Origin of the sequence: Arenimonas maotaiensis (genome assembly GCF_014638745.1) — a bacterium.
GTDB lineage: Bacteria > Pseudomonadota > Gammaproteobacteria > Xanthomonadales > Xanthomonadaceae > Arenimonas > Arenimonas maotaiensis.
On the sequence record NZ_BMFO01000002.1, the window covers coordinates 311,228 to 330,536 of the forward strand.

Genomic DNA, 19,309 nt, shown 5'->3' on the forward strand with positions numbered 1-19,309 from the left:
TTGTGGCAAAATAGGCCTCGATTCCGCCACCCCACAGCCCCGCCGATGAGCGTTCCGCGCCGCGTCGGCTCCAGCGCCCGGAGCCGGCAAGTCCATGGCCGATAGCGAAAACAGCCACGCCCCGCGCACGCCGTTCCGCGCCTGGCAGGCCTTCGTGTGGTCGCTGAAGGGCCTGCGCGCCACCTGGCGCGTCGAGTCCTCGTTCCGGCTGGAGGTGTATCTTTGCCTGGTACTGGTGCCGCTCGGCCTGTATCTGGGACCGTCGCCGGCGGAGAAGTTCCTGCTGGTGTCGGTACTGCTGCTGATTCTGTTGGTGGAAGTGCTGAACTCGGCGCTCGAGGCGGTGGTCGACCGCTGGGGCCCCGAGCACCATGAACTGGCCGGCCGCGCCAAGGACATGGGCTCCGCCGCCGTTTTCCTGGCCGACGTCAACGCCGCCGTGTGCTGGCTGTTGATCCTGTGGCCGCTGATCAACAAGGATTCCTGATGGATTGGATTTTCAACGGCGAGATCTGGGTCGCCCTGTTCACCCTCGCCACGCTCGAGATCGTGCTCGGCATCGACAACCTGGTGTTCATCTCGATCGCGGTCAGCAAACTGCCGCCCGAGCGCCGCCCGGCCGCGCGCAAGTTCGGCCTGATGCTGGCCTGCGTCTCGCGCATTATGCTGCTGGTGTCGCTGGCGTTCCTGGCGCGCATGCAGACCGAGCTGTTCTCGCTGTTCGGACAGAACTTCTCGGTGCGCGACCTGGTGCTGATCGGCGGCGGCCTGTTCCTGCTGGTCAAGGGCACGCTCGAGATCCATGACGCGGTCGAGGGCCGCGGCGACGAGGAGGACATCAACACCAAGCCGTCGGCGGTGTTCGGTCTGGTCATCGCCCAGATCGCGGTGATCGACATCGTATTCTCGCTCGACTCGGTGATCACCGCGGTCGGCATGGTCGACAACGTGCCGGTGATGGTCGCCGCCATCATCATCGCGGTCGGCGTGATGGTGTTCGCCTCCAATCCGATCGGCGACTTCATCGACCGCCATCCGACCGTGAAGACGCTGGCGCTGGCCTTCATCATCCTGGTCGGTGTGGCCCTGATCGCCGACGGATTCGAGATCCACATCGAGCGCAAGCTGCTGTATTTCGCCATGGCGTTCTCGGCCACGGTGGAGATGCTGAACATCCGTTCGCGCCGCAACGCCAAGAAATGATTTTGCGGTAGCATAGGCGCATCCCAAGCCCGTGAGGTGTGCCATGCGTATCCGTTCCTTCGCCCTCGTGCTGCTGGCCGGTCTGCTGTCCGGCTGCGGCTACAACACCATCCAGCAGCAGGACGAGGACGTCAAGGCCCAGTGGTCCGAGGTGCTGAACCAATACCAGCGCCGCGCCGACCTGGTGCCGAACCTGGTCGCGACCGTGAAAGGCTTCGCCGCCCAGGAGGAGCGCGTGCTGACCGAAGTCACCGATGCCCGCTCGCGCGTCGGCCAGATGAACATCAACGCCGAACAGGCCGCCGATCCGGACACGCTGAAGAAGTTCCAGGCCGCGCAGGGCGAGCTCTCGGGCGCGTTGTCGCGCCTGCTGGTGGTGTCGGAAAATTATCCGGAGCTGAAGTCGAACGAGAACTTCCGCGACCTGCAGGTGCAGCTGGAAGGCACCGAGAACCGGGTGACCGTGGCGCGCAACCGCTACATCCAGTCGGTGCAGGCCTACAACACCCACATCCGCAAGTTCCCGGTCAACCTCACCGCCATGCTGTTCGGCTACGAGACCAAGGCCAACTTCTCGGTCGAGAACGAAGCGGCCATCTCGAAAGCGCCGACGGTGGAGTTCGCCCCGGCCGAGAAACCCGCCGGTAACTGATGCGCCTGTTGCGCGCGCTGGCGTTGGCGGTGCTGCTGCTTCCCGCGGCCATGCCAACGCGGGCGCAGACGGCCGCCGCGCCGGTGTTGGCGCGGCACGTCACCGACACCACCGGCACGCTCAGCGCCGAGCAGATCGCCGCGCTGGAGGCGCCCCTGGCCGAGCTGGAAAAGCGCAAAGGCAGCCAGCTGGCGGTGTACATGACCGGCTCGCTGGACGGCGCTTCGATCGAACAGGCCGCGCTGGCCGTGGCCGAACGCAACGCGCTCGGCCGGGCCAAGGCCGACGACGGCGTGCTGCTGTTCATCGCCAAGGACGACCGCAAGGTCCGCATCGAAGTCGGCTACGGCCTGGAAGGCGCGATTCCCGACGCCAAGGCCGGCCGCATCATCCGCGAATACCTCACGCCGCATTTCCGCGAAGGCGATTACTTCGGCGGCATCCAATCCGCCACCGGCGCCTTGGCCGGGTTGATCGACGGCGAAGACCTGCCGCCGCCTCTGGTCGAAGAACGGCAGAGCCGGCAGATGCCCGGCGGGCTGTTCGCGGTCTTCCTCGGATTCTTCATTGGCTTGGTCGCGGCCGGCACCCGCCTCAAGCCGGTGTTCCTGCGCCGCAGCGGCGCTGGCCTGGTTGCCGGCGGTCTCGGCTTCCTGCTGCTCAGTACGCTCGGTTCCGGCCTGTTGGCGGCCTTCGTTGCGTTCTTGGTGGCCAGTTCCGGGCCGGCGCGTTTCAGCTCCGGCCGCGGCAGCTGGGGTTCGTTCCCGGGCGGTGGTTCCGGCTGGGGCGGGGGTGGCGGTTTCGGTGGCGGCGGCTGGGGCGGCGGTGGCGGCGGTTTCGGCGGCGGCGGCGCATCGGGAGGGTGGTGATGTTGCGACGGCTCTGGCTCAATCTCTGCACCGGCTGGTTCCGCCTGCCGCGTTGGTTCCCGAAAGCGCGCATGCGCGCCATCCGCGACGCCATCGCCGAAGGCGAGCGCCGCCATGCCGGCGAGCTCTGTTTCGCGGTCGAGGCGCGGTATTCGCCCTTGGCGCTGTGGGCCGGGCTGACTCCGCGCGGTCGCGCCGAGCAGCTGTTCTCGGCCTTGCGTGTCTGGGATACCGCCGATAACAGCGGCGTATTGCTGTATCTGCAATTGGCCGAACGGCGGGTCGAGATCGTGGCCGACCGCGGCATCGCCGCGCGCGTGCCGGCCGCCGAATGGCAGGCGTTGACCGCGGCCTTCGCCGAGGACATGCGCTGCGGCGAGCCCAGCCAGGCGGTGCTGGCCTGCCTGGGCCGCATCAACGCGCTGCTGGCCCTGCATTTCCCGGCGTCGGCGGATAACCCGCGCGAGTTGCCGGACGAGCCGGTGGTGCTTTAAAGGGGCTTCGGGCACAATACAGGCTGTAGCCAACGGACCGCCGCATGATCTTCCTGCACGACATCGACCCCGTCGCCATCGCGTTGCCGTTCTGGCCGCACGGCATCCACTGGTACGGCCTGATGTACTTGTTGGGCTTCGCCGCCGCCTGGCTGCTCGGCCGTCAGCGCATCCGCGCCGGCCGCTTGGGCGACGTCACCGAAGAGCGCTTCTCCGACCTGCTGTTCAACAGCATGCTCGGCGTGGTCATCGGCGGCCGCGTCGGCTACGTGCTGTTCTACGCCTGGCCGGAATTCACCGCCGATCCGCTGTTCCTGCTGCGCATCAACGAAGGCGGCATGAGCTTCCACGGTGGTCTGCTCGGCGTGATGGCGGCGGTCGCGCTGTGGTCGCGGCAGAACCGTCGGCACGTATTCGACACCCTCGATTTCATGGCGCCGCTGGTGCCGCCGGGCCTGCTGTTCGGCCGCCTCGGCAACTACATCGGCGGCGAGCTGTGGGGCCGCTATACCGGCAAGGACTGGGGCGTGGTGTTCCCGCGCGCCGAACCCGACCTGATCGGGCAGAGCGCCGCGCAGCTGCGCGTGCTGCACGAGTCCGGTCTGCTCGACCGCTACGCGCGCTATCCCTCGCAGCTGGCACAGGCGGCGCTGGAAGGCTTGGCCCTGTTCCTGATCCTGTACCTGTATTCGCGCACGCCGCGCCGGCGCTATGCGGTGTCCGGGCTGTTCGCGCTGTTCTATGGCATTTTCCGTTTCGCGGTCGAGTTCATCCGCCAGCCGGACGCCGACATCGGTTTCATCGCCTGGGGCTGGCTGACCATGGGCCAGCTGCTGAGCCTGCCGGTGATCGCGCTCGGCCTGTTCCTGTTGGCGTTGTCGCGCCGTCAAAAGGCGTCGGCATGAAGGCCTACCTGGATTTCCTGCGGCACGTGATGGCACACGGCCAGGATAAGAGCGACCGCACCGGCACCGGCACGCGCTCGGTGTTCGGTTATCAGATGCGCTTCGATCTGTCCGAAGGCTTCCCGCTGGTGACCACCAAGAAGCTGCACCTGCGTTCGATCATCCACGAGCTGCTGTGGTTCCTGAAAGGCGACACCAACATCGCCTACCTGAAGGACAACAAAGTCAGCATCTGGGACGAATGGGCGGACGCCGACGGCAACCTCGGCCCGGTGTACGGCAAGCAGTGGCGCTGTTGGGAAGGCAAAGACGGCCGCACGGTCGACCAGATCTCTTGGGTGGTGGATGAAATCAAACGCAATCCCGATTCGCGGCGGCTGATCGTCAGCGCCTGGAACGTGGGCGAGCTGCCGGAGATGGCGCTGATGCCCTGCCATACGCTGTTCCAGTTCTACGTGGCACCGGCCAAAACGCCCGGCGGCCGCGCCCGGCTGAGCTGTCAGCTGTACCAACGTTCGGCCGACATCTTCCTCGGCGTGCCGTTCAACATCGCCAGCTACGCGCTGCTGACCCACATGGTGGCGCAGGTCTGCGATCTGGACGTGGGCGACTTCGTGCACAGCTTCGGCGACGCGCACATCTACTCCAACCACTTCGAACAGGTGCGCGAGCAGCTGGGCCGTACGCCCGGCGCGTTGCCGCAGCTCAAGCTCAATCCGGCGGTGCGCGACCTGTTCGCGTTCTGTTTCGAGGACATCGAAATCCTGGGCTACGAACCGCAGCCGGCCATCAAGGCGCCGGTGGCTGTGTGAGCCTGACGCTGATCGCCGCGCTCGACCGGCGGCATGCGATCGGGTTCGGCAACCGCCTGCCCTGGCATCTGCCCGACGACCTGAAGCGCTTCAAGGCGCTGACCCGCGGCAAGACCGTGCTGATGGGTCGCAAGACCGCCGACTCGCTCGGCCGCGCCTTGCCCGATCGCCGCAATCTGGTATTGACCCGCGGCGGTGCGGTGCCGTTCGCCGGCATGCAGGCGGTCGCCTCTTGGGATGAGGCGATGGCGTTGGCCGGCGCGGAGGAACTGATGGTGATCGGCGGCGGCGAGATCTACGCGTTGGCGCTGCCGCTGGCCGATGCCATGCATCTGACGCATGTGGATACCGAACTGGCGCAGGCCGATGCCTGGTTTCCGGCCTTCGATGCCGGCCGGTGGCGGGAAACCGCCTGTCAGCCGCACCCGGCCGACGAACGGCACCCGTTCGCGTTCCGTTTCAGCGATTACCGCCGCGTCAGTCCTTGACCCGCGCGCCGGCGCCGCTGCGTCCGGGCACGGCGTGCACGCGCGGTTCCGGTCCCAGCTCCAGCGCGGTCAGCGTGCCGCCCCAGATCGCGCCGGTGTCGATGGCGTACACGCCCAAGCCCATGAACAGGCCGAGCGTCGACCAGTGGCCGCAGACGATCGGCAGTTCTCGCGGCGCGTGGCCGGGCACCGAGAACCACGGATAGAAGCCCGGTTGCTGGGTGCCGGGCCTGCCCTTTTCCTCGAAGCCGATGCGGCCGTTCGGGGTGCAGTAGCGCATGCGGGTGAAGATGTTGACGATGGCGCGGAAACGGTCGGTGCCGCCGAGCTTGGGCGACCAGCCCGGCTGGTTGCCGTACATCGCCTTCAGGTAGCGGCCGGCCTGCTCGCCCTGCAGGATGCGCTCGACCTCGGCGGCGCGCGCCTGCGCCATCTTCAGCGTCCATTTCGGCGACAGTCCGGCGTGCACCATGGCGAAGCCCAGCGACGGGTCGACATGCAGCAGCTTCTGGTGCTTGAGCCAGCCGATCAGCTCGTCGCGCTCGGGCGCGAACAGCACGCGGTGCAGGTCGGGGTTGACCTTGTGCTGGTCGGCCTCGCTGCGGTGCGCGATGGCCAGCAGCGACATGTCGTGGTTGCCGAGCACCACGGTGCTGCGCTCGCGCAGGGAATGCACCAGCTTCAGGGTCTCCAGCGACTGCCCGCCGCGGTTGACCAGATCGCCGCAGAACCACAGATGGTCCCGGGACGGATCGAAGCGGATATGTTCGAGCAGGCGCGCGAGCACGTCATAGCAACCCTGCAGGTCGCCGATGGCATACGTCGTCATGGGGGTGTTCCGAAATTTCAGTCCCGGCCATTATAGCGCGCCGTCCTCCGGCGGGCTCGGGTCGGAGCGTTCAGCCGCCGGCGGCCAGATGGTTGGCCAGGCGGATGAAATCCGCCACCGGCAGCTGTTCGGCGCGGATTTCCGGCTTGATGCCGACCGCCTGCAGCTGTTCGGTCGTGCATTGTTTGCTCAGCGCGTTGCGCAGGGTCTTCCGACGCTGGGCGAAGGCGTCGCGCACTACCGCCTCGAACAGGGCGTGGTCGCGGATGCCGATGCCGGCCGGATCGCGCGGCACCAGGCGCACCACGGCCGAATCCACCTTCGGCGGCGGATTGAAGCTCTGCGGCGGCACGTCGAACAGCGGCGTCACCGCGCATACCGCCTGCAGCATCACGCTGAGACGGCCGTAGACCTTGCTGCCCGGGGCGGCGGCCATGCGGTCGACCACTTCCTTCTGCAGCATGAAATGCATGTCGCGCACATGCAGGCAGTGTTCGAGCACATGGAACAGGATCGGCGTGGAGATGTTGTAGGGCAGGTTGCCGACCAGGCGGATGCGGCCTTCGCCGGCCAACTTGTCGAAATCGACCTGCAATACGTCCTTGTGCACGATGGTGAGCTCGCCGACGCCGTGCGCGGCTTCGCTCAGCGGGGTGATCAGGTCGCGGTCGAATTCGATCACGGTCAGCTTGCCGTGCTTCTTCAGCAACGGGAAGGTGATGGCGCCTTGGCCCGGGCCGATCTCCACCAGGTTGTCGCCCGGACGCGGATCGACCGCGTGCACGATGTGCTCGATGATGCCGCGGTCGGTCAGGAAGTGCTGGCCGAGGTTCTTCTTCGGCGGCGCCTTGAAATGGCTCATGCGCTGCTTCCTCCCTGCGCCAGCCGTCGGCACAGGCGTACCGCCTGCCGCAGGCTGCCGTCGTTGGCGACGCCTTTGCCGGCCAGTTCCAGCGCGGTGCCGTGATCGACCGCCACGCGCGGGTAGGGCAGGCCGAGGGTGATGTTGACGGCCTGTTCGAAGCCGCTGTATTTCAGCACCGGCAGGCCCTGGTCGTGGTACATGGCCAGTACCGCGTCGGCCTGTGCCAGGCGTGCCGGCAGGAACGCGGTGTCGGCCGGCAACGGGCCCTGCAGCCGGAAGCCTTCGGCGCGCAGGCGCTCGAGTACCGGCGCGATGACCTCGATTTCCTCGCGCCCGAGTACGCCCTGTTCGCCGGCGTGCGGATTCAGGCCCAGCACATGGATGTCCGGGTCGGTGATGCCGAACTGCGTTTGCAGGGCGTCACGGGTGATGCGCAGCACGCGTTCCAGCAGCGGCGGCGTGATGGCGTCGGGGACCGCGCGCAACGGCAGATGGGTGGTCGCCAACGCGACCCGCAGATGTTCGTTGGCCAACATCATCACCACCTCGGCACCGGCCTGCGCGGCCAGCAGCTCGGTGGTGCCGGTATAGGCGATGCCGGCGGCGTTGACCGCCGCCTTGTGCACGGGGCCGGTCACCAGGCCGTCGAATTCACCCTTTAGACAGCCCTCGCCGGCGCGGCGCATGGCGGCGATCACGGTCGCGGAATTGTCCGGGTCGAGTTGGCCGAAGCGTACCGGATGCGGAGCGGGGAACGGCGATACGGCGAGTTCGCCGACGCCGCAGGACTCGCCCGGGGCTTTGCAGCGCAACGGCAGGCCGATGGCTGCTGCTGCGGCCGACAGCACGGCCGGATCGGCCAGCACGGTGAGCTCGGCATCGGGTTCGCGCTGCGCAAGCCGGACGCAGAGTTCCGGCCCGATGCCGGCGGGGTCGCCCGGAACCACGGCCAGGCGCGGACGCTTGGCCATCAGACTTGCGGCAGACGGGACTCGACGAACGCTTCCGAGCGCAGTTGGCGCATGAAGCGCTCGTATTCCTCTTCCGCCTTGCGCTGGCCGATGGCTTCGCGCGCCTTCTGGCGCTTGGCCTCGGCGTTGGCGTCGGTGCTGCGTTGGCCCAGGCGTTTGACGATCAGGTAGCCGGCGTCGCTTTCGACCACCGGCGAGATTTCGCCGTCCTTCAGCGCCGTCATCTGGCCGCCGATCTGGCTGCCCCACTGGTTCTGGGTGAACCAGTCGAGGATGCCGCCGGTTTCGGCGTTCAGGTCGGGGCTGGAGAATTCCTTGGCCAGCGCGGCCATGTCCTCGCCCTTGTCCAGACGCGCGCGCAGTTCTTCCGCGCGTTGCCGCGCCACTTCGTTGCCGCCGACGCTGTTCGGGTCGATCAGGATGGCTTGGGCGCGGTATTGGGTGACTTCGGACACGGCGGCGGCGTCGCGGACCTCGACCAGTTGGATCAGCTGATAGCCGTTCGGGCCGCGCATCGGCTGCGAGACCTCGCCCGGCTTCATGGCCGAGATCATCGCGGTGTACTGCGGCGGGATGGCATCGAAGCCGCGCCAGCCGATTTCACCGCCGTCGAGCGCGTTCTGCGCGTCGGAATAGCGGATCGCGGCGGCCTGGAAGGTCATTTCGCCTTTGGCCACCAGTTCGCGGATGCCGTCGATCTTTCGTTTGGCGGTTTCGACCTGTTCGGCGCTCGGGCTTTCCGGCAAGGCCACCAGCAGGTTGGCCAGTCGCACTTCCGGGCCGGCGGCCTGCTGCGCGGCGACGAATTGCTCGATTTCGCTCTCGCTGACCTGCACGCGGCTCTGCACGTAGCTCTGGCGCAGGCGCTGCTGCAGCAGCTCGTCGCGCAGGTTGTTGCGGTAGTCCTCGAACGCCAGCCCTTCCTGGGCCAGGCGCTGCTGGAACTGTTCCGGCGTCATTTTGTTGGAGGACGCGATGCTCTGGATCACCTGGTTCAATTCGGCGTCGGACACCCGGATGCCGATGTCCTTGGCGCGGTTGACCTGCAGGCGCTGCAGGATCAGGCGCTCCAGAACCTGGCGTTCCAGCACGTTGTCCGGCGGCAGCTGGCCTTGACGGCCGGCATACTGCGCCTTGATGTTGGCCACCGCGCGGTCGAGTTCGCTGCGCAGGATGACGTCCTCGTCGATCACCGCGGCGATGCTGTCCAAGGCCATGGTGGCCGGAGCGGAATCCTGGGCGGCGGCATGGCCGGACGGAAGCAGGCCGGTCAGGAGCAGGCACAGGGCCAGGGAGTTGCGTGCGACGGACATGGAGCGCTCCGGAAAAGTGCGGGATTCGGGGTGTTGCATCAATACGCTAGGATACCATTATCGCGGAACAGTTCCGGCTTGCTGCCGATCCGGCCCAAGCCGTTCAGCTCGAGCTCGAGGAACACGCCCACGTTCTCGCGGCTGTCGAAGCTGCGGATGTATTTCCGGCCGAAGACGCGCAATGCCAGGCAGCAGCTCCGCCATTCCAGTCCCAGCAGCGACTCGAGGTTGCGGTCGTCGCGCAGGGAGTAATCCCAACGGCCGAGCACGCGCCAGCGTTCGCCCACCGGTACGACAAAGGCGAAGTCGGTTTGTTCCGCGAATCCGGCCCGGTAACGGTAGCCGGCGTTGAGCTGCAGGCCGCTGGGCAGCGACCAATAACCGCGCAGCGAGGACAGCTCGGTACTGCGGTCGGCCGGGTTCCAGTGCTGGGTCAGGCCGATCTGCCATTCGTCGCTCAACCGGATGTTCGCTTCCGCGACCCAGGCCGAGCCGTCGGCCGGCAGCGGCGCCTCGCCGGGCAGATACACCCGCGGCGTTTCGAAATAGGTGATGCGGCCGAGGCTGACGTTCATCCGCTCCTTGCCGGTCTCGTTGCTCATGAACCGGCTGGTGACCGCCAAGGTCAGCTGGTCGGCATCGGCCTGGCGGTCGGCGCCGCCGTAGCGGTTTTCCCGGAACAGCGACGGCCACATGAAGGTCAGCGGTTGGGTGTCGAAGGCGGGGATGGCGCTCTGGTCCCGGTACGGTACGTTCAGATAGAACAGGCGCGGCTCCAGGGTCTGGATGTAATCCGTTCCGGCCAAGGCCACCGGCCGCTCGAAATAGGCGCCGGCATCGAGGCTGACGATGCCCATGCCGCGCGACAGGCGGGTATCCGCGCCCGGGTCGGCGGGATTGCCGTCGATCCAGTATTCGGTCTGCCGCCAGCTGAAGCTGGGCGTGGCGTACCAGAACGCGCCCTTGATCGGAAATTTCACGAACGGCGACATGTCCAGACGGCGTCCGTCCTGCAGCTGGTCGTGTTGGAACGCCACCGCTTCGGCGTTCAGGCCGGCCTCCAGCCAAGGCCGCAGCGGTCTGCTGCCGTGCAAGGCCAGCCGCGGCAACCGGCGGTAGGGTTCGGAGCCGGGCATCTGGGTCGGGTTGGCGATTTCCCAGTTCGATGCGCTCAGTTCCAGGTTCCAGTACTTGCCGCGGCCGTAGAAACCGGCCTGGCTCTGCAGCAGGGCGGTCGAGGTTTCGCGGATGGTCTCGCCGAAGTCGGAGAAATAGAATTCGTCGCTGGCCCGGTTCAATTCGCTGCGGAAGTGCCAGGCGCTGCTCATCGCGGTGAAGTGCCGCCAGGACATCAGATAGCGGTCGCCGCCGCGGATGTCGTCGCTCGGCAGGTAGGTGGCGTTGAACTCGCCTTGGTTGCGCTCGAACAGGTAGCGGAATTCGCTGCCCAGCATGAAACCGCGTTCGCTGAAATAGCGCGGGATCAGCGTCGCGTCGTAGTTGGGCGCCAGGTTCAGGTAGATCGGCAGGGAGATGTCCATGCCGTTCAGCCCGTCCTGTCCTATTCGGGGCGCCAGTACGCCGCTGGCGCGCGCGCTGTCGGTCGGAAAGCGCATGACCGGCAGCCAGAACAGCGGCACTTTGCCGATCTGCAGGCGCACGTTGCGCGCGGTGCCTTTCCCGGAGCCTTCATCGATGGCGATTTCGTCGGCGACGAACCGCCATTGCTTGTCGTTAGCCGGGCAGGTGGAGAAATCGGCCTGGCTGAGCAGGCTGTCTTTGCCCTGCACCGCGACCTTGGCCGCGCTGCCGTTGCCGTTGCCGGCATGGAACTGGTAGTGCAGGCCGGCCATTTCCAAGGTGCCGGCCTTGTCGTTGCCCGATGCCGTTTCCGCGGTCATCCGCATCCCGGCGTTCTGAAAGCGCACGCCGCCCGCGGTGACGTAGCCGCCGCTCGCATGGTCGTAGCGCAGACTGTCGGTACCCAGCCATTCGGCGCCGCGGCGCATCTCCACGCCGCCCTCGAACACCGATTCGCCGACTTTGCCGATGTCGAAGCGTTCCGAACTGATTTCGGTGGCGCCGTCCGTGGTGCCCGTTTCCGCGCTCAAGGGTTGGAACAGCGGCAGGCTTTCGGGATCGGCGCACTGTGGCCAGACGGTGGCGTCGGCCGCGGTCTGGGCGTAGGTGCGGCCTGCGGTCAGGAGCGCCAGACAGGCGAGGAAAAGTTGGCTGTGGCGCACGCGGAGCCCCGTCGGGAAATATGCGTTATCTTACTCCGTCAGGCACGATTCGTCAGGAGAAACCCATGGCCGCCGAAGAGACGCCGGACGCCGAATGGCGCCGCCGGCTGACGCCCGAACAATACGCGGTCTGCCGCTGCTCGGCGACCGAACCGCCGTTCACCGGCAAATATTGGGACCACCACGCCGCCGGCGTCTACCACTGCGTGGCCTGCGAGCGCGCGGTGTTCGATTCCGAAGCCAAGTTCGATTCCGGCAGCGGCTGGCCGAGTTATTTCCGGCCGGTGGATGCCGAATGCCTTCAGTTCAAGGAAGACGTTTCGCATGGCATGCGCCGGATCGAAGTGTGCTGCGCCGGTTGCGGTTCGCATCTGGGCCACGTGTTTCCCGACGGTCCGCCGCCGACTGGGCTGCGCTACTGCATCAATTCCGCAGCGCTGGATTTCCGCCCGGCTTAGGCTTTTCGGCGGTCGTGCCGCCACAGCACTTCGCCGTGGCCGCTGGCGCGGGCCAACACGCGTGCCAGCACGAACAGCAGGTCGGACAGGCGGTTCAGGTAGCGGATCGCTTCCGGCCGCACCGCGTCGTGGCGCGACAGCGTGACCGTCTCGCGTTCGGCGCGGCGGCAGATGGTGCGCGCCAAGTGGCAGTGGCTGGCGGCCATGCCGCCGCCGGGCAGGATGAAGTCCTTCAGCGCCGGCAGATCGGCATTGAACGCATCCAGATGGCGTTCAAGGTCCTCGATATCGGCTTCGAAGATGGCGGCGTGACCGGGAATGCACAGCTCGCCGCCCAGATCGAACAGATGGTGCTGCACCGACACCAACAGCGCGCGCACGTTCTCGGGCAGTTCGCAGGCCAGCACCAGACCGATGGCGGAATTGGCTTCGTCGATCGTGCCGTAGGCGCTGACCCGTGCGGAATCCTTCGAGACGCGGGTGCCGTCGCCCAGGCCGGTGGTGCCGTCATCGCCGGTCTTGGTGTAGATCTTGGACAGCCGGTTGCCCATCAGACGGCCTGTGCGCGCAAGGCCGGCAGGCGCTGCTTCAGCAGCTCATAGCCGCCGAACAGCAGCAGCGAATAGAACAGGGTGCCGAGCAGGCCGTTGCCCAGGAACGGCAGGCCGGCCACGTAGGCGGCGGCCAAGCCGGCGGCGGTCTGCGGATACAGCGCCGAACCCAGCCAGGAACCGAAGTTGGTGACCGCGAAGAACAGCAGCGAGCCGGCCGTGCCGTAACCGGCCACGCGGGCGGCGGATACGCGGCCGCGCAGGCCGAAGCCCATCAGCGCCAGCACGGCGATGGTGGCGTACACCAGCAGGAAACCGGCCGACACGAAATACTGGAAATACTCGCCGCCCATCATCAGGCCGAGCGCCAGGTCGGACACGAACAACGCCGCCAGCGGCACCAGCACGGCTAAACCGCGGCGGGCGAAATAGGCGCCGCCGAACAGCGCCATGGTCTCGACCGGCGAGAAGTTCGGCGGGTGCGGAATCAGGCGGGTCAGCGCCACGGCCAGGATCATGCCGGCCAGCACGGTGAGGTTGAGGGCGAAGGGACGGTTGCTCATGCGGTTCTCGAGGCGGGAAAATGCGATCGGTAATAGAATACCTTATCCGTTCCGCCCTGAGAGTCCCCGTGGCCACACCGTTCCCCGAAACCCCGGATATCGCCATCGTCGGCGGCGGCCTGGTCGGCTCCAGCTTGGCCTGCGCCCTGGCCGGCAGCGGGCTGTCGGTGGTTTTGGTCGAGGCCGCCGACTCGCCGCAGGCGCCGGCCGGTTTCGACCAGCGCAAGCTGGCGCTGGCGCAGCGCTCGCTGAAGGCGCTGTCGGGTCTGGGCGTGCTGCCGAAGTTGGCGGTGCCGCCGACCCCCATCGCGCGCATCCACGTCAGCCGGGTCGGCGATTTCGGCCGTATCCTGCTGGAGGCCACCGAGTTCGGTCATGCCGGTTTCGGCGGCGTGGTGCTGGCCCAGGATCTCGGGCACGCCTTGGCGCGGCGGGTCGCCGAACTGCCGGCCATCCGCCGCCTGTGTCCGGCCGAGGTCGTGGCCTACGCCCCGAACGCAACCGGCGCCGAACTGCGCGTACGCAGCCCGGACGGTGAATCGCGCATCCAGGCCCGTTGCGTGGTCGCCGCCGACGGCACCCGCTCGTTCCTGCGCCAGGCCGCCGGCATCGGCACGCTCGAGCACGATTACGGCCAGACCCTGTTCGTGTGTTCGCTGCAGGCCGAACGCGCGTCCGACGGCACCGCCTACGAGCGCTTCAGCGCCCAAGGCCCGGTGGCCCTGTTGCCGATGGCCGAGGGCCGTTACGGCTCGATTTGCGCGGTCGACCGCGCCGAGGCCGATGCCGTGGCCGCCATGCCCGATGAGGCCTATGTCGAGTATCTGCAGTCGCGCTTCGGCTGGCGTGCCGGCCGCTTCCTCGCCGCCGGTGCCCGCACGCGCTATCCGCTGGTGCGGGTGTTGGCCGAGCGCCTGCATGCCGGCCCGTTGCTGGTGATGGGCAATGCCGCGCAGACCATCCACCCGATCGGTGCGCAGGGTTTCAATCTCGGCCTGCGCGACGCGCTCAGTCTGGTAAAGGTGCTGCGTGAGAGCGGCATCGACGGCGATCTGGGCCGGCGGTACGCCGACAGCCGGCGCGAAGACCGCGAGCGCACGCTGGCGTTCAGCGACGGCCTGGCGCGGCTGACCGCCAATCCCGGCCTGCCGATGCATCTGCTGCGTTCGCTGGGCCTGACCCTGCTCGGCGCCGCGCCGGACCTGGCCTCCGGCCTGGTCAGCGGCGCCATGGGCTATCGCGGCCAAACCGTATTCGAGGACGTCTTATGACCCGTACCGATGTCGATGTCGCCGTGATCGGCGGCGGCGTGGTCGGCCTGGCCGCCGCGCTGATGGCTGCGCGTCAGGGTCTGCAGGTGGCGTTGGTGGAAGCGCACGCGCCGAAGCCGTGGAACGCCGAAACGCCGGACCTGCGCGTGTACGCCCTGGCGCTCGACAACGAAGCGCTGCTGGCGTCGTTCGGCCTCTGGCAGGACATCGCCGGCCGGCGCGCCTACCCGTACGCCGAGATGACCGTGTTCGACGAAGTGCAGGCCAGTCCGCTGCATTTCCACGCCGGCGAGCTCGGCCGCGGCCATCTGGGCCATATCGTGGAAAACGACCTGTTGGTGGATGTGCTTTGGCAGGCGGTCTGCCGCGAACCCGGCATCCGCCGCCATTGTCCGGAGCGCCTGGCCGCGCTCGACAACGGCGCGGAATGCGTGCATGTCCGCTTGGCCGGCGGCGCGGAATTCAGCGCGCGTCTGGCGTTCGGCGCCGACGGCGCCGCCTCCAAGGTGCGGCAGCTGCTGGGCATCGGCGTGTCCGAACACGATTACCGGCAGAAAGGCGTGGTGGCGTTCCTGGAAACCGAGTTGCCGCACCGGCATACCGCCTGGCAACGCTTCCTCAGCACCGGTCCGCTGGCGTTCCTGCCGTTCGGCGAGCGCCGCTGTTCGATCGTCTGGAGCCTGCCGGAAGCGCGTGCCGACGAGATGCTGGCGCTGCCGCCGGAAGCGTTCTGCCGTGCGCTGGATTCGGCCTTCGCCGGCACCCTGGGCGCCACCCGGTTGTTGTCGACACGGACGGCGTTCCCGTTGCGCCGGCGCCTGGCCAACGACACACTGAAAGGCCGCGTGTTGCTGCTCGGCGACGCCGCGCATGCCGTGCACCCGCTGGCCGGTCAGGGCGTGAACCTCGGCCTGCGCGACGTGTCGTCGCTGCGCGATGCGTTGCAGTCGGCCAAAGCCGGCGACGATGCGCTGGATCTGCGCCGGCTGCAGCGTTGGGCGCGCACGCGCCATTCCGAAAACGCGGTGGCGGCGTACGCGTTCGAGAACATCAACCGGCTGTTCTCCAACGACAACATGGCGCTGAGCCTGGTGCGCGGCCATCTGCTCGGCCTGGCCGACCGGCTGTCGCCGGTCAAGAACGCCATGGCCCGGATCGCCGCGGGGATTTGACGGGATACCGGAAATCATCAACAATCCGAGCGGAAGTGGGGGCTTCCGGTCAAATCCACCTGAGTGCGGAGCGCCGATGTCCAACCTCCAGAACATCATGCTTTTCTCGCTGTTCGCCGGCTTCATCCTGCTCGAATTCGCTCTCGGAAAAGCCCGTGGCATGAATGCCAGCCGGGGCGACAATATCCTCGACATGCTCTGCGTCGCGCTGCTGGCCGGATTCACGCAACCCGTCATTTTCTGGTTGGTGCAGCAGGCCGGACTGGCTTGGGCGCCTGAATACCAAAACGCATGGGCGGGGCTGCCTTGGTACGCGATGGCCGCGATTCTGCTGGTCGGCGACGACATGACCCAGTACTGGTGGCACCGGGCGTCGCACTCGCCGCTGCTCTGGCCGCTGCACCGGGCGCATCACAGCGCGCAGTACATGAGCGCGCGGATCATCTACCGCAACAATTTCTTCTATTACCTGGCCATGCCGGGGTTGTGGATATCCGGCGTACTCATCTATCTCGGCTTCGCGGACGTGTATCTGGTCTACATCGTGATCAAGCTGGCGGTCATCACCGGTGCGCATTCGGCGGTGAAATGGGACGCGCCGCTTTACCGGATCCGATTGCTTTCGCCGTTGATGTGGCTGGTGCAGCGTATCGTGTCGACGCCCAGCACCCACTACGCCCACCATGCCATGTTCAACGACGGCATCGGGTACTACACCGGCAATTTCGGCAACCTGCTGTTTTTCTGGGATGTGCTGTTCGGTACGGCTCACATCACCCGGCAATATCCGGCGCAGATCGGATTGCGCGATGACCAGCTGTTCGGCAAGGAGCGCTGGTGGGTTGAAATGTTCTATCCGCTGTTCCGCTCCCGGCGCGAACATTCCGCCTTGGTTCCCGGCGGAAAGCCCTATGTGGAGGCTTCCGCGCCGGATTGATTCGTCGCGGTCAAAGCGCTCAGACTTCCACGCACCAGCCCAGTTCGTCGGCGATAGCGCCGGACTTGATGCCGTCCAGGTAGGCCTTGATGCGGGTCGACAGCGTGCGCGTTTCCACCGGCGGCAATGCGAAACGTTCGCCGCGTAAGCCGATCTCGGCGATCGGCGCGATGGTGGCCGCGGTGCCGGCTCCGAACGCGTCCTGCAGGCGGCCGTCGCGGATGGCGGCGACCAGTTCCTCGACCGATATCCGGCGTTCCTCGACCGGCAGGCCCCAATGCTTGGCCAAATCCACCACCGAGCGCTTCACCACGCTGCGCAGGATGGTGTCGGAATCCTCGGACGGGGTCAGGATCACGCCGTCGATCACCAGCACCAGGTTCATGGTGCCGGACTCCTCGATGTAGCGGTGCTCCTTGCCGTCGGTCCAGATCAGCTGGTCGAAGCCTTCGTCATGCGCCAGCTTGGTCGGCAACAGCGAGGCGGCGTAGTTGCCGGCGGTCTTGGCGCGGCCGGTGCCGCCCTCGGCGGCGCGGGTGTAGTGTTCCTCGATCTTCACCGATACCGGTTTGGCGTAATAGGCGCCGGCCGGGCAGGCGATGACCATGAACTTGTAGGTTTCCGACGGCCGCACGCCCAACAGTTCGTCGGTGGCGAACAGGAACGGCCGCAGGTACAGCGAGGACTCGGCCGAGGCCGGCACCCAGTCGCGCTCGCAGCGCACCAGCGCCTTCAGCAGTTCCACGAAACGCGCTTCATCGATGCTCGGCATGCACAGGCGCTGGCAGCTTTCGTTGAAGCGGCGCGCGTTCAGTTCCGGTCGGAACAGGGTGATGCGTCCGTCGGCGGCGCGGATCGCCTTCATGCCTTCGAAGATGGTCTGGCCGTAGTGCAGCGTGGCGTTGCAGGGCTGCATGCTGATCGGGCCGTACGGCACGATTTCCGGCGTCTGCCAGGCAGCGTCGGCGTAATCCATCACCAGCATGTGGTCGGAGAAGATGCGGCCGAAGGGCAGGTGGTTCCAGTCCACCTGTCCGAGCTTGGACTGCGCGGTGCGCCGGATGCGGATGTCGTCGGTCATGGGGTGTCGTTCCGTTGTGGTCTTATTTTCTGTCGAGGCGCGCGAACACGGTGATTTCCTCGCGGTCGTGGTACAGCTGCTTGGCACGGATCCGCACCGGCTTGCCGCACTGCGCCGTGAACAGGTCGAGGCAGAGCGCGGTCTCCTCCCAGCGCTTCTTCATCGGCAGCTTCAGGTTGAAGATGGCGTTGCGGCACCAGCCGTTGGCGAACCACTGCGCCATGCGGCGCGCCACCTTGCTCGGCGTCTCCACCATGTCGCACACCATCCAGTCGATCGGTCGCGGCGGCTGCCAGTGGAAACCGTCGGCGCGGATGTGCTCGATCAGTCCGGTCGCCAGCGCGTCGGCGTTCAGCGGTCCGTTGTCGATGGCGCTGACCTGCAGTTGGTGTTTGGCCAGTACCCAGCTCCAGCCGCCGGGCGCGGCGCCCAGATCGGCGGCCTGCATTCCCGGCGCGATCAGGTCCATGCGCTCGGCCGGCGTCATCAGGCACAGGATGGCCTCGTCCAGCTTCATCGCCGAGCGGCTGGGCGCGCGCGGATCCTGCTTCAGGCGCGGGATGCCCATCGGCCAGGGCGCGCGGTCGTTTTCGGTCGAACTGGCCAGCAGCAGGTGGTTATTGCCGACGAAGGCCACGTGCAGGGTCGGCAGCTTCGGGTTCGGTTTGTCGGTGAGCAGGCCGCGCTGGCGCAGGGCCGGCCGCAGCGCGTTGCCGAAGGCCTTGGCCAGGCCGGCCAGTTGCCGCGCGTCGTCGGAGTCGGGCGTCTCCACCGACAGTTCGCCGTAGCGGCCTTTGCCGCCGAGCGCTTCCAGCACCGGTGTGATGCGGTCCTGCACGTCCAGGCCCTGCAGTTCGTCGATCAGCGCGTATTTCTGGCGCGCGAAGATCAGTTCGCGGTAGGGGATCGCCTCGGCCAGCTGCTCGCGCGGTGCGCCGAGCAGCAGCACATAGGCGCTGTTCTTCTGGGTCTTGGCGTATACCGGCAGGCCCTTCTGCGCGGCGTGCCAGCTCAATTCGGCCGCCAAATCGGGCTCGAAGCCGGGGCGGCAATAGGCGAGCAGGCCTTCAGTAGACAAGGCCGGATTCCCCGTAGCGCTTCAGCACCGCGCAGGCTTCCTCGCGCAGCAGGTCGCGTTTGACCGCGATGCCGCGTTTTTGCCACTCGCCGGCCCAGTCGGCCGGCAGCGGACCTTCGTCGAAGCCGGCCAGCGTCTGCACGTCGTCGGCGCGGGCGCCGATCAGGATTTCGTCGATACCGGCCCAGAATGAGGCGCCGTAGCACATCGCGCAGGGTTGCGAGGAGGTGGCCAGGATCACGCGCCGGCCGGATTGGTTCAGCCGGAACTGCTGCAGACGCTGCTGCGCGGTGGCGAAGGCCATCATCTCGGCATGCGCCACCGAGCAGTTGCTGGGGATCACACGGTTCACGCCGACGCCGAGCAACCGGCCGTCGTCGGTGAACAGCGCGGCGCCGAATGGACCGCCGCTTTGCTCGCGTACGTTCAGTTCCGACAGACGCACCGCCAGCGCCATGCGCGAGGCGTCGTCGGGATACGGCGCATCCGTCGCAATCTCGCGGTGGACCCAGGCCGGCAGGGTCAGGTGGACTTGGGCGTACAGCATGACGGAA

General features: G+C 67.1%; 22 protein-coding genes. 12 read left to right on the forward strand and 10 right to left on the reverse strand.

Annotation, left to right across the window (positions count from 1 at the left end; genetic code table 11):
* The first annotated feature begins 94 nt into the window (after positions 1–94).
* The 8 genes from IEV56_RS05415 to IEV56_RS05450 are packed head-to-tail and all read left to right on the forward strand — an operon-like array spanning position 95 to position 5,423.
* The gene (locus IEV56_RS05415; protein ID WP_188448559.1) at positions 95–487 is read left to right on the forward strand and encodes a diacylglycerol kinase; all 393 of its coding nucleotides are present in this window, start codon (positions 95–97) and stop codon (positions 485–487) included.
* Positions 487–1,203 carry a TerC family protein gene (locus tag IEV56_RS05420; protein ID WP_188448560.1) on the forward strand — a complete coding sequence of 239 codons (717 nt, stop codon included), beginning with the start codon at positions 487–489 and terminating at the stop codon, positions 1,201–1,203. The genes IEV56_RS05415 and IEV56_RS05420 overlap by 1 nt, the downstream gene beginning before the upstream one ends.
* 43 nt (positions 1,204–1,246) lie before the next feature.
* Positions 1,247–1,855 (forward strand): LemA family protein, encoded by a 609-nt coding sequence (locus IEV56_RS05425; RefSeq protein ID WP_188448562.1) that lies wholly within the window; start codon positions 1,247–1,249, stop codon positions 1,853–1,855.
* The gene (locus IEV56_RS05430; RefSeq protein WP_188448564.1) at positions 1,855–2,724 is read left to right on the forward strand and encodes a TPM domain-containing protein; all 870 of its coding nucleotides are present in this window, start codon (positions 1,855–1,857) and stop codon (positions 2,722–2,724) included. Before IEV56_RS05425 ends, IEV56_RS05430 begins: the two co-directional genes overlap by 1 nt.
* Positions 2,724–3,218, forward strand: coding sequence for a TPM domain-containing protein (locus tag IEV56_RS05435; protein ID WP_188448566.1), 495 nt, complete (start codon positions 2,724–2,726; stop codon positions 3,216–3,218). Before IEV56_RS05430 ends, IEV56_RS05435 begins: the two co-directional genes overlap by 1 nt.
* Positions 3,219–3,262: 44 nt before the next feature.
* Positions 3,263–4,123: a prolipoprotein diacylglyceryl transferase gene (lgt, locus tag IEV56_RS05440; protein ID WP_188448568.1), complete on the forward strand. Its 861-nt coding sequence runs from the start codon at positions 3,263–3,265 to the stop codon at positions 4,121–4,123.
* The gene (locus IEV56_RS05445; protein ID WP_188448570.1) at positions 4,120–4,935 is read left to right on the forward strand and encodes a thymidylate synthase; all 816 of its coding nucleotides are present in this window, start codon (positions 4,120–4,122) and stop codon (positions 4,933–4,935) included. The genes lgt and IEV56_RS05445 overlap by 4 nt, the downstream gene beginning before the upstream one ends.
* Before the next feature lie 2 nt (positions 4,936–4,937).
* On the forward strand, positions 4,938–5,423 hold the full coding sequence (locus IEV56_RS05450) for a dihydrofolate reductase (RefSeq protein WP_188449357.1): 486 nt from the start codon (positions 4,938–4,940) through the stop codon (positions 5,421–5,423).
* Here IEV56_RS05450 and IEV56_RS05455 read toward each other — a convergent pair.
* From IEV56_RS05455 to lptD, 5 genes are all read right to left on the reverse strand, one after another.
* A complete protein-coding gene (locus IEV56_RS05455; RefSeq protein WP_188448572.1) occupies positions 5,413–6,252 on the reverse strand; it encodes a symmetrical bis(5'-nucleosyl)-tetraphosphatase in 840 nt (279 codons plus the stop codon). The genes IEV56_RS05450 and IEV56_RS05455 overlap by 11 nt on opposite strands.
* Before the next feature lie 70 nt (positions 6,253–6,322).
* A complete protein-coding gene (gene rsmA / locus IEV56_RS05460; RefSeq protein ID WP_188448574.1) occupies positions 6,323–7,114 on the reverse strand; it encodes a 16S rRNA (adenine(1518)-N(6)/adenine(1519)-N(6))-dimethyltransferase RsmA in 792 nt (263 codons plus the stop codon).
* Positions 7,111–8,088 (reverse strand): 4-hydroxythreonine-4-phosphate dehydrogenase PdxA, encoded by a 978-nt coding sequence (pdxA, locus tag IEV56_RS05465; RefSeq protein ID WP_188448576.1) that lies wholly within the window; start codon positions 8,086–8,088, stop codon positions 7,111–7,113. Before pdxA ends, rsmA begins: the two co-directional genes overlap by 4 nt.
* Positions 8,088–9,401 (reverse strand): peptidylprolyl isomerase, encoded by a 1,314-nt coding sequence (locus tag IEV56_RS05470; RefSeq protein WP_188448578.1) that lies wholly within the window; start codon positions 9,399–9,401, stop codon positions 8,088–8,090. The genes pdxA and IEV56_RS05470 overlap by 1 nt, the downstream gene beginning before the upstream one ends.
* A 38-nt stretch (positions 9,402–9,439) precedes the next feature.
* A complete protein-coding gene (gene lptD / locus IEV56_RS05475) occupies positions 9,440–11,644 on the reverse strand; it encodes an LPS assembly protein LptD (protein WP_188448580.1) in 2,205 nt (734 codons plus the stop codon).
* Between the two features lie 65 nt (positions 11,645–11,709).
* Here lptD and msrB point away from each other — a divergent pair, with 65 nt between their 5' ends.
* Positions 11,710–12,102 carry a peptide-methionine (R)-S-oxide reductase MsrB gene (msrB, locus tag IEV56_RS05480; protein WP_188448582.1) on the forward strand — a complete coding sequence of 131 codons (393 nt, stop codon included), beginning with the start codon at positions 11,710–11,712 and terminating at the stop codon, positions 12,100–12,102.
* On the opposite strand, the gene IEV56_RS05485 is transcribed toward msrB, so the two are convergent.
* Together IEV56_RS05485 and IEV56_RS05490 are read right to left on the reverse strand one after the other, a co-directional pair.
* A complete protein-coding gene (locus IEV56_RS05485; protein ID WP_188448584.1) occupies positions 12,099–12,653 on the reverse strand; it encodes a cob(I)yrinic acid a,c-diamide adenosyltransferase in 555 nt (184 codons plus the stop codon). The two genes, msrB and IEV56_RS05485, sit on opposite strands and share 4 nt — an antisense overlap.
* Complete coding sequence (locus IEV56_RS05490) at positions 12,653–13,216, reverse strand: DUF6580 family putative transport protein (protein WP_188448586.1); 564 nt, start codon at positions 13,214–13,216, stop codon at positions 12,653–12,655. The genes IEV56_RS05485 and IEV56_RS05490 overlap by 1 nt, the downstream gene beginning before the upstream one ends.
* 68 nt (positions 13,217–13,284) lie before the next feature.
* On the opposite strand from IEV56_RS05490, the gene ubiH reads away from it, so the two are divergent.
* The 3 genes from ubiH to IEV56_RS05505 all read left to right on the forward strand — a co-directional run bounded on the left by ubiH (position 13,285) and on the right by IEV56_RS05505 (position 16,596).
* Entirely contained in the window at positions 13,285–14,487 is a 1,203-nt protein-coding gene (gene ubiH, locus IEV56_RS05495; protein WP_229730191.1) for a 2-octaprenyl-6-methoxyphenyl hydroxylase, read from the forward strand.
* Positions 14,484–15,659 (forward strand): FAD-dependent oxidoreductase, encoded by a 1,176-nt coding sequence (locus IEV56_RS05500; RefSeq protein ID WP_188448591.1) that lies wholly within the window; start codon positions 14,484–14,486, stop codon positions 15,657–15,659. Before ubiH ends, IEV56_RS05500 begins: the two co-directional genes overlap by 4 nt.
* A 76-nt stretch (positions 15,660–15,735) precedes the next feature.
* Positions 15,736–16,596: a sterol desaturase family protein gene (locus IEV56_RS05505; RefSeq protein ID WP_188448593.1), complete on the forward strand. Its 861-nt coding sequence runs from the start codon at positions 15,736–15,738 to the stop codon at positions 16,594–16,596.
* Positions 16,597–16,615: 19 nt separating this feature from the next.
* Here the strand turns inward: IEV56_RS05505 and IEV56_RS05510 are convergent, their stop codons facing one another.
* From IEV56_RS05510 to IEV56_RS05520, 3 genes are read right to left on the reverse strand one after another with little or no spacing between them, the layout of a single operon-like run.
* Positions 16,616–17,677 (reverse strand): branched-chain amino acid aminotransferase, encoded by a 1,062-nt coding sequence (locus IEV56_RS05510; RefSeq protein WP_188448594.1) that lies wholly within the window; start codon positions 17,675–17,677, stop codon positions 16,616–16,618.
* Between the two features lie 22 nt (positions 17,678–17,699).
* Positions 17,700–18,755, reverse strand: coding sequence for a 23S rRNA (cytidine(2498)-2'-O)-methyltransferase RlmM (gene rlmM, locus IEV56_RS05515; protein WP_188448597.1), 1,056 nt, complete (start codon positions 18,753–18,755; stop codon positions 17,700–17,702).
* Positions 18,745–19,302 (reverse strand): nucleoside deaminase, encoded by a 558-nt coding sequence (locus tag IEV56_RS05520; protein WP_188448599.1) that lies wholly within the window; start codon positions 19,300–19,302, stop codon positions 18,745–18,747. The genes rlmM and IEV56_RS05520 overlap by 11 nt, the downstream gene beginning before the upstream one ends.
* Positions 19,303–19,309: the final 7 nt, after the last annotated feature.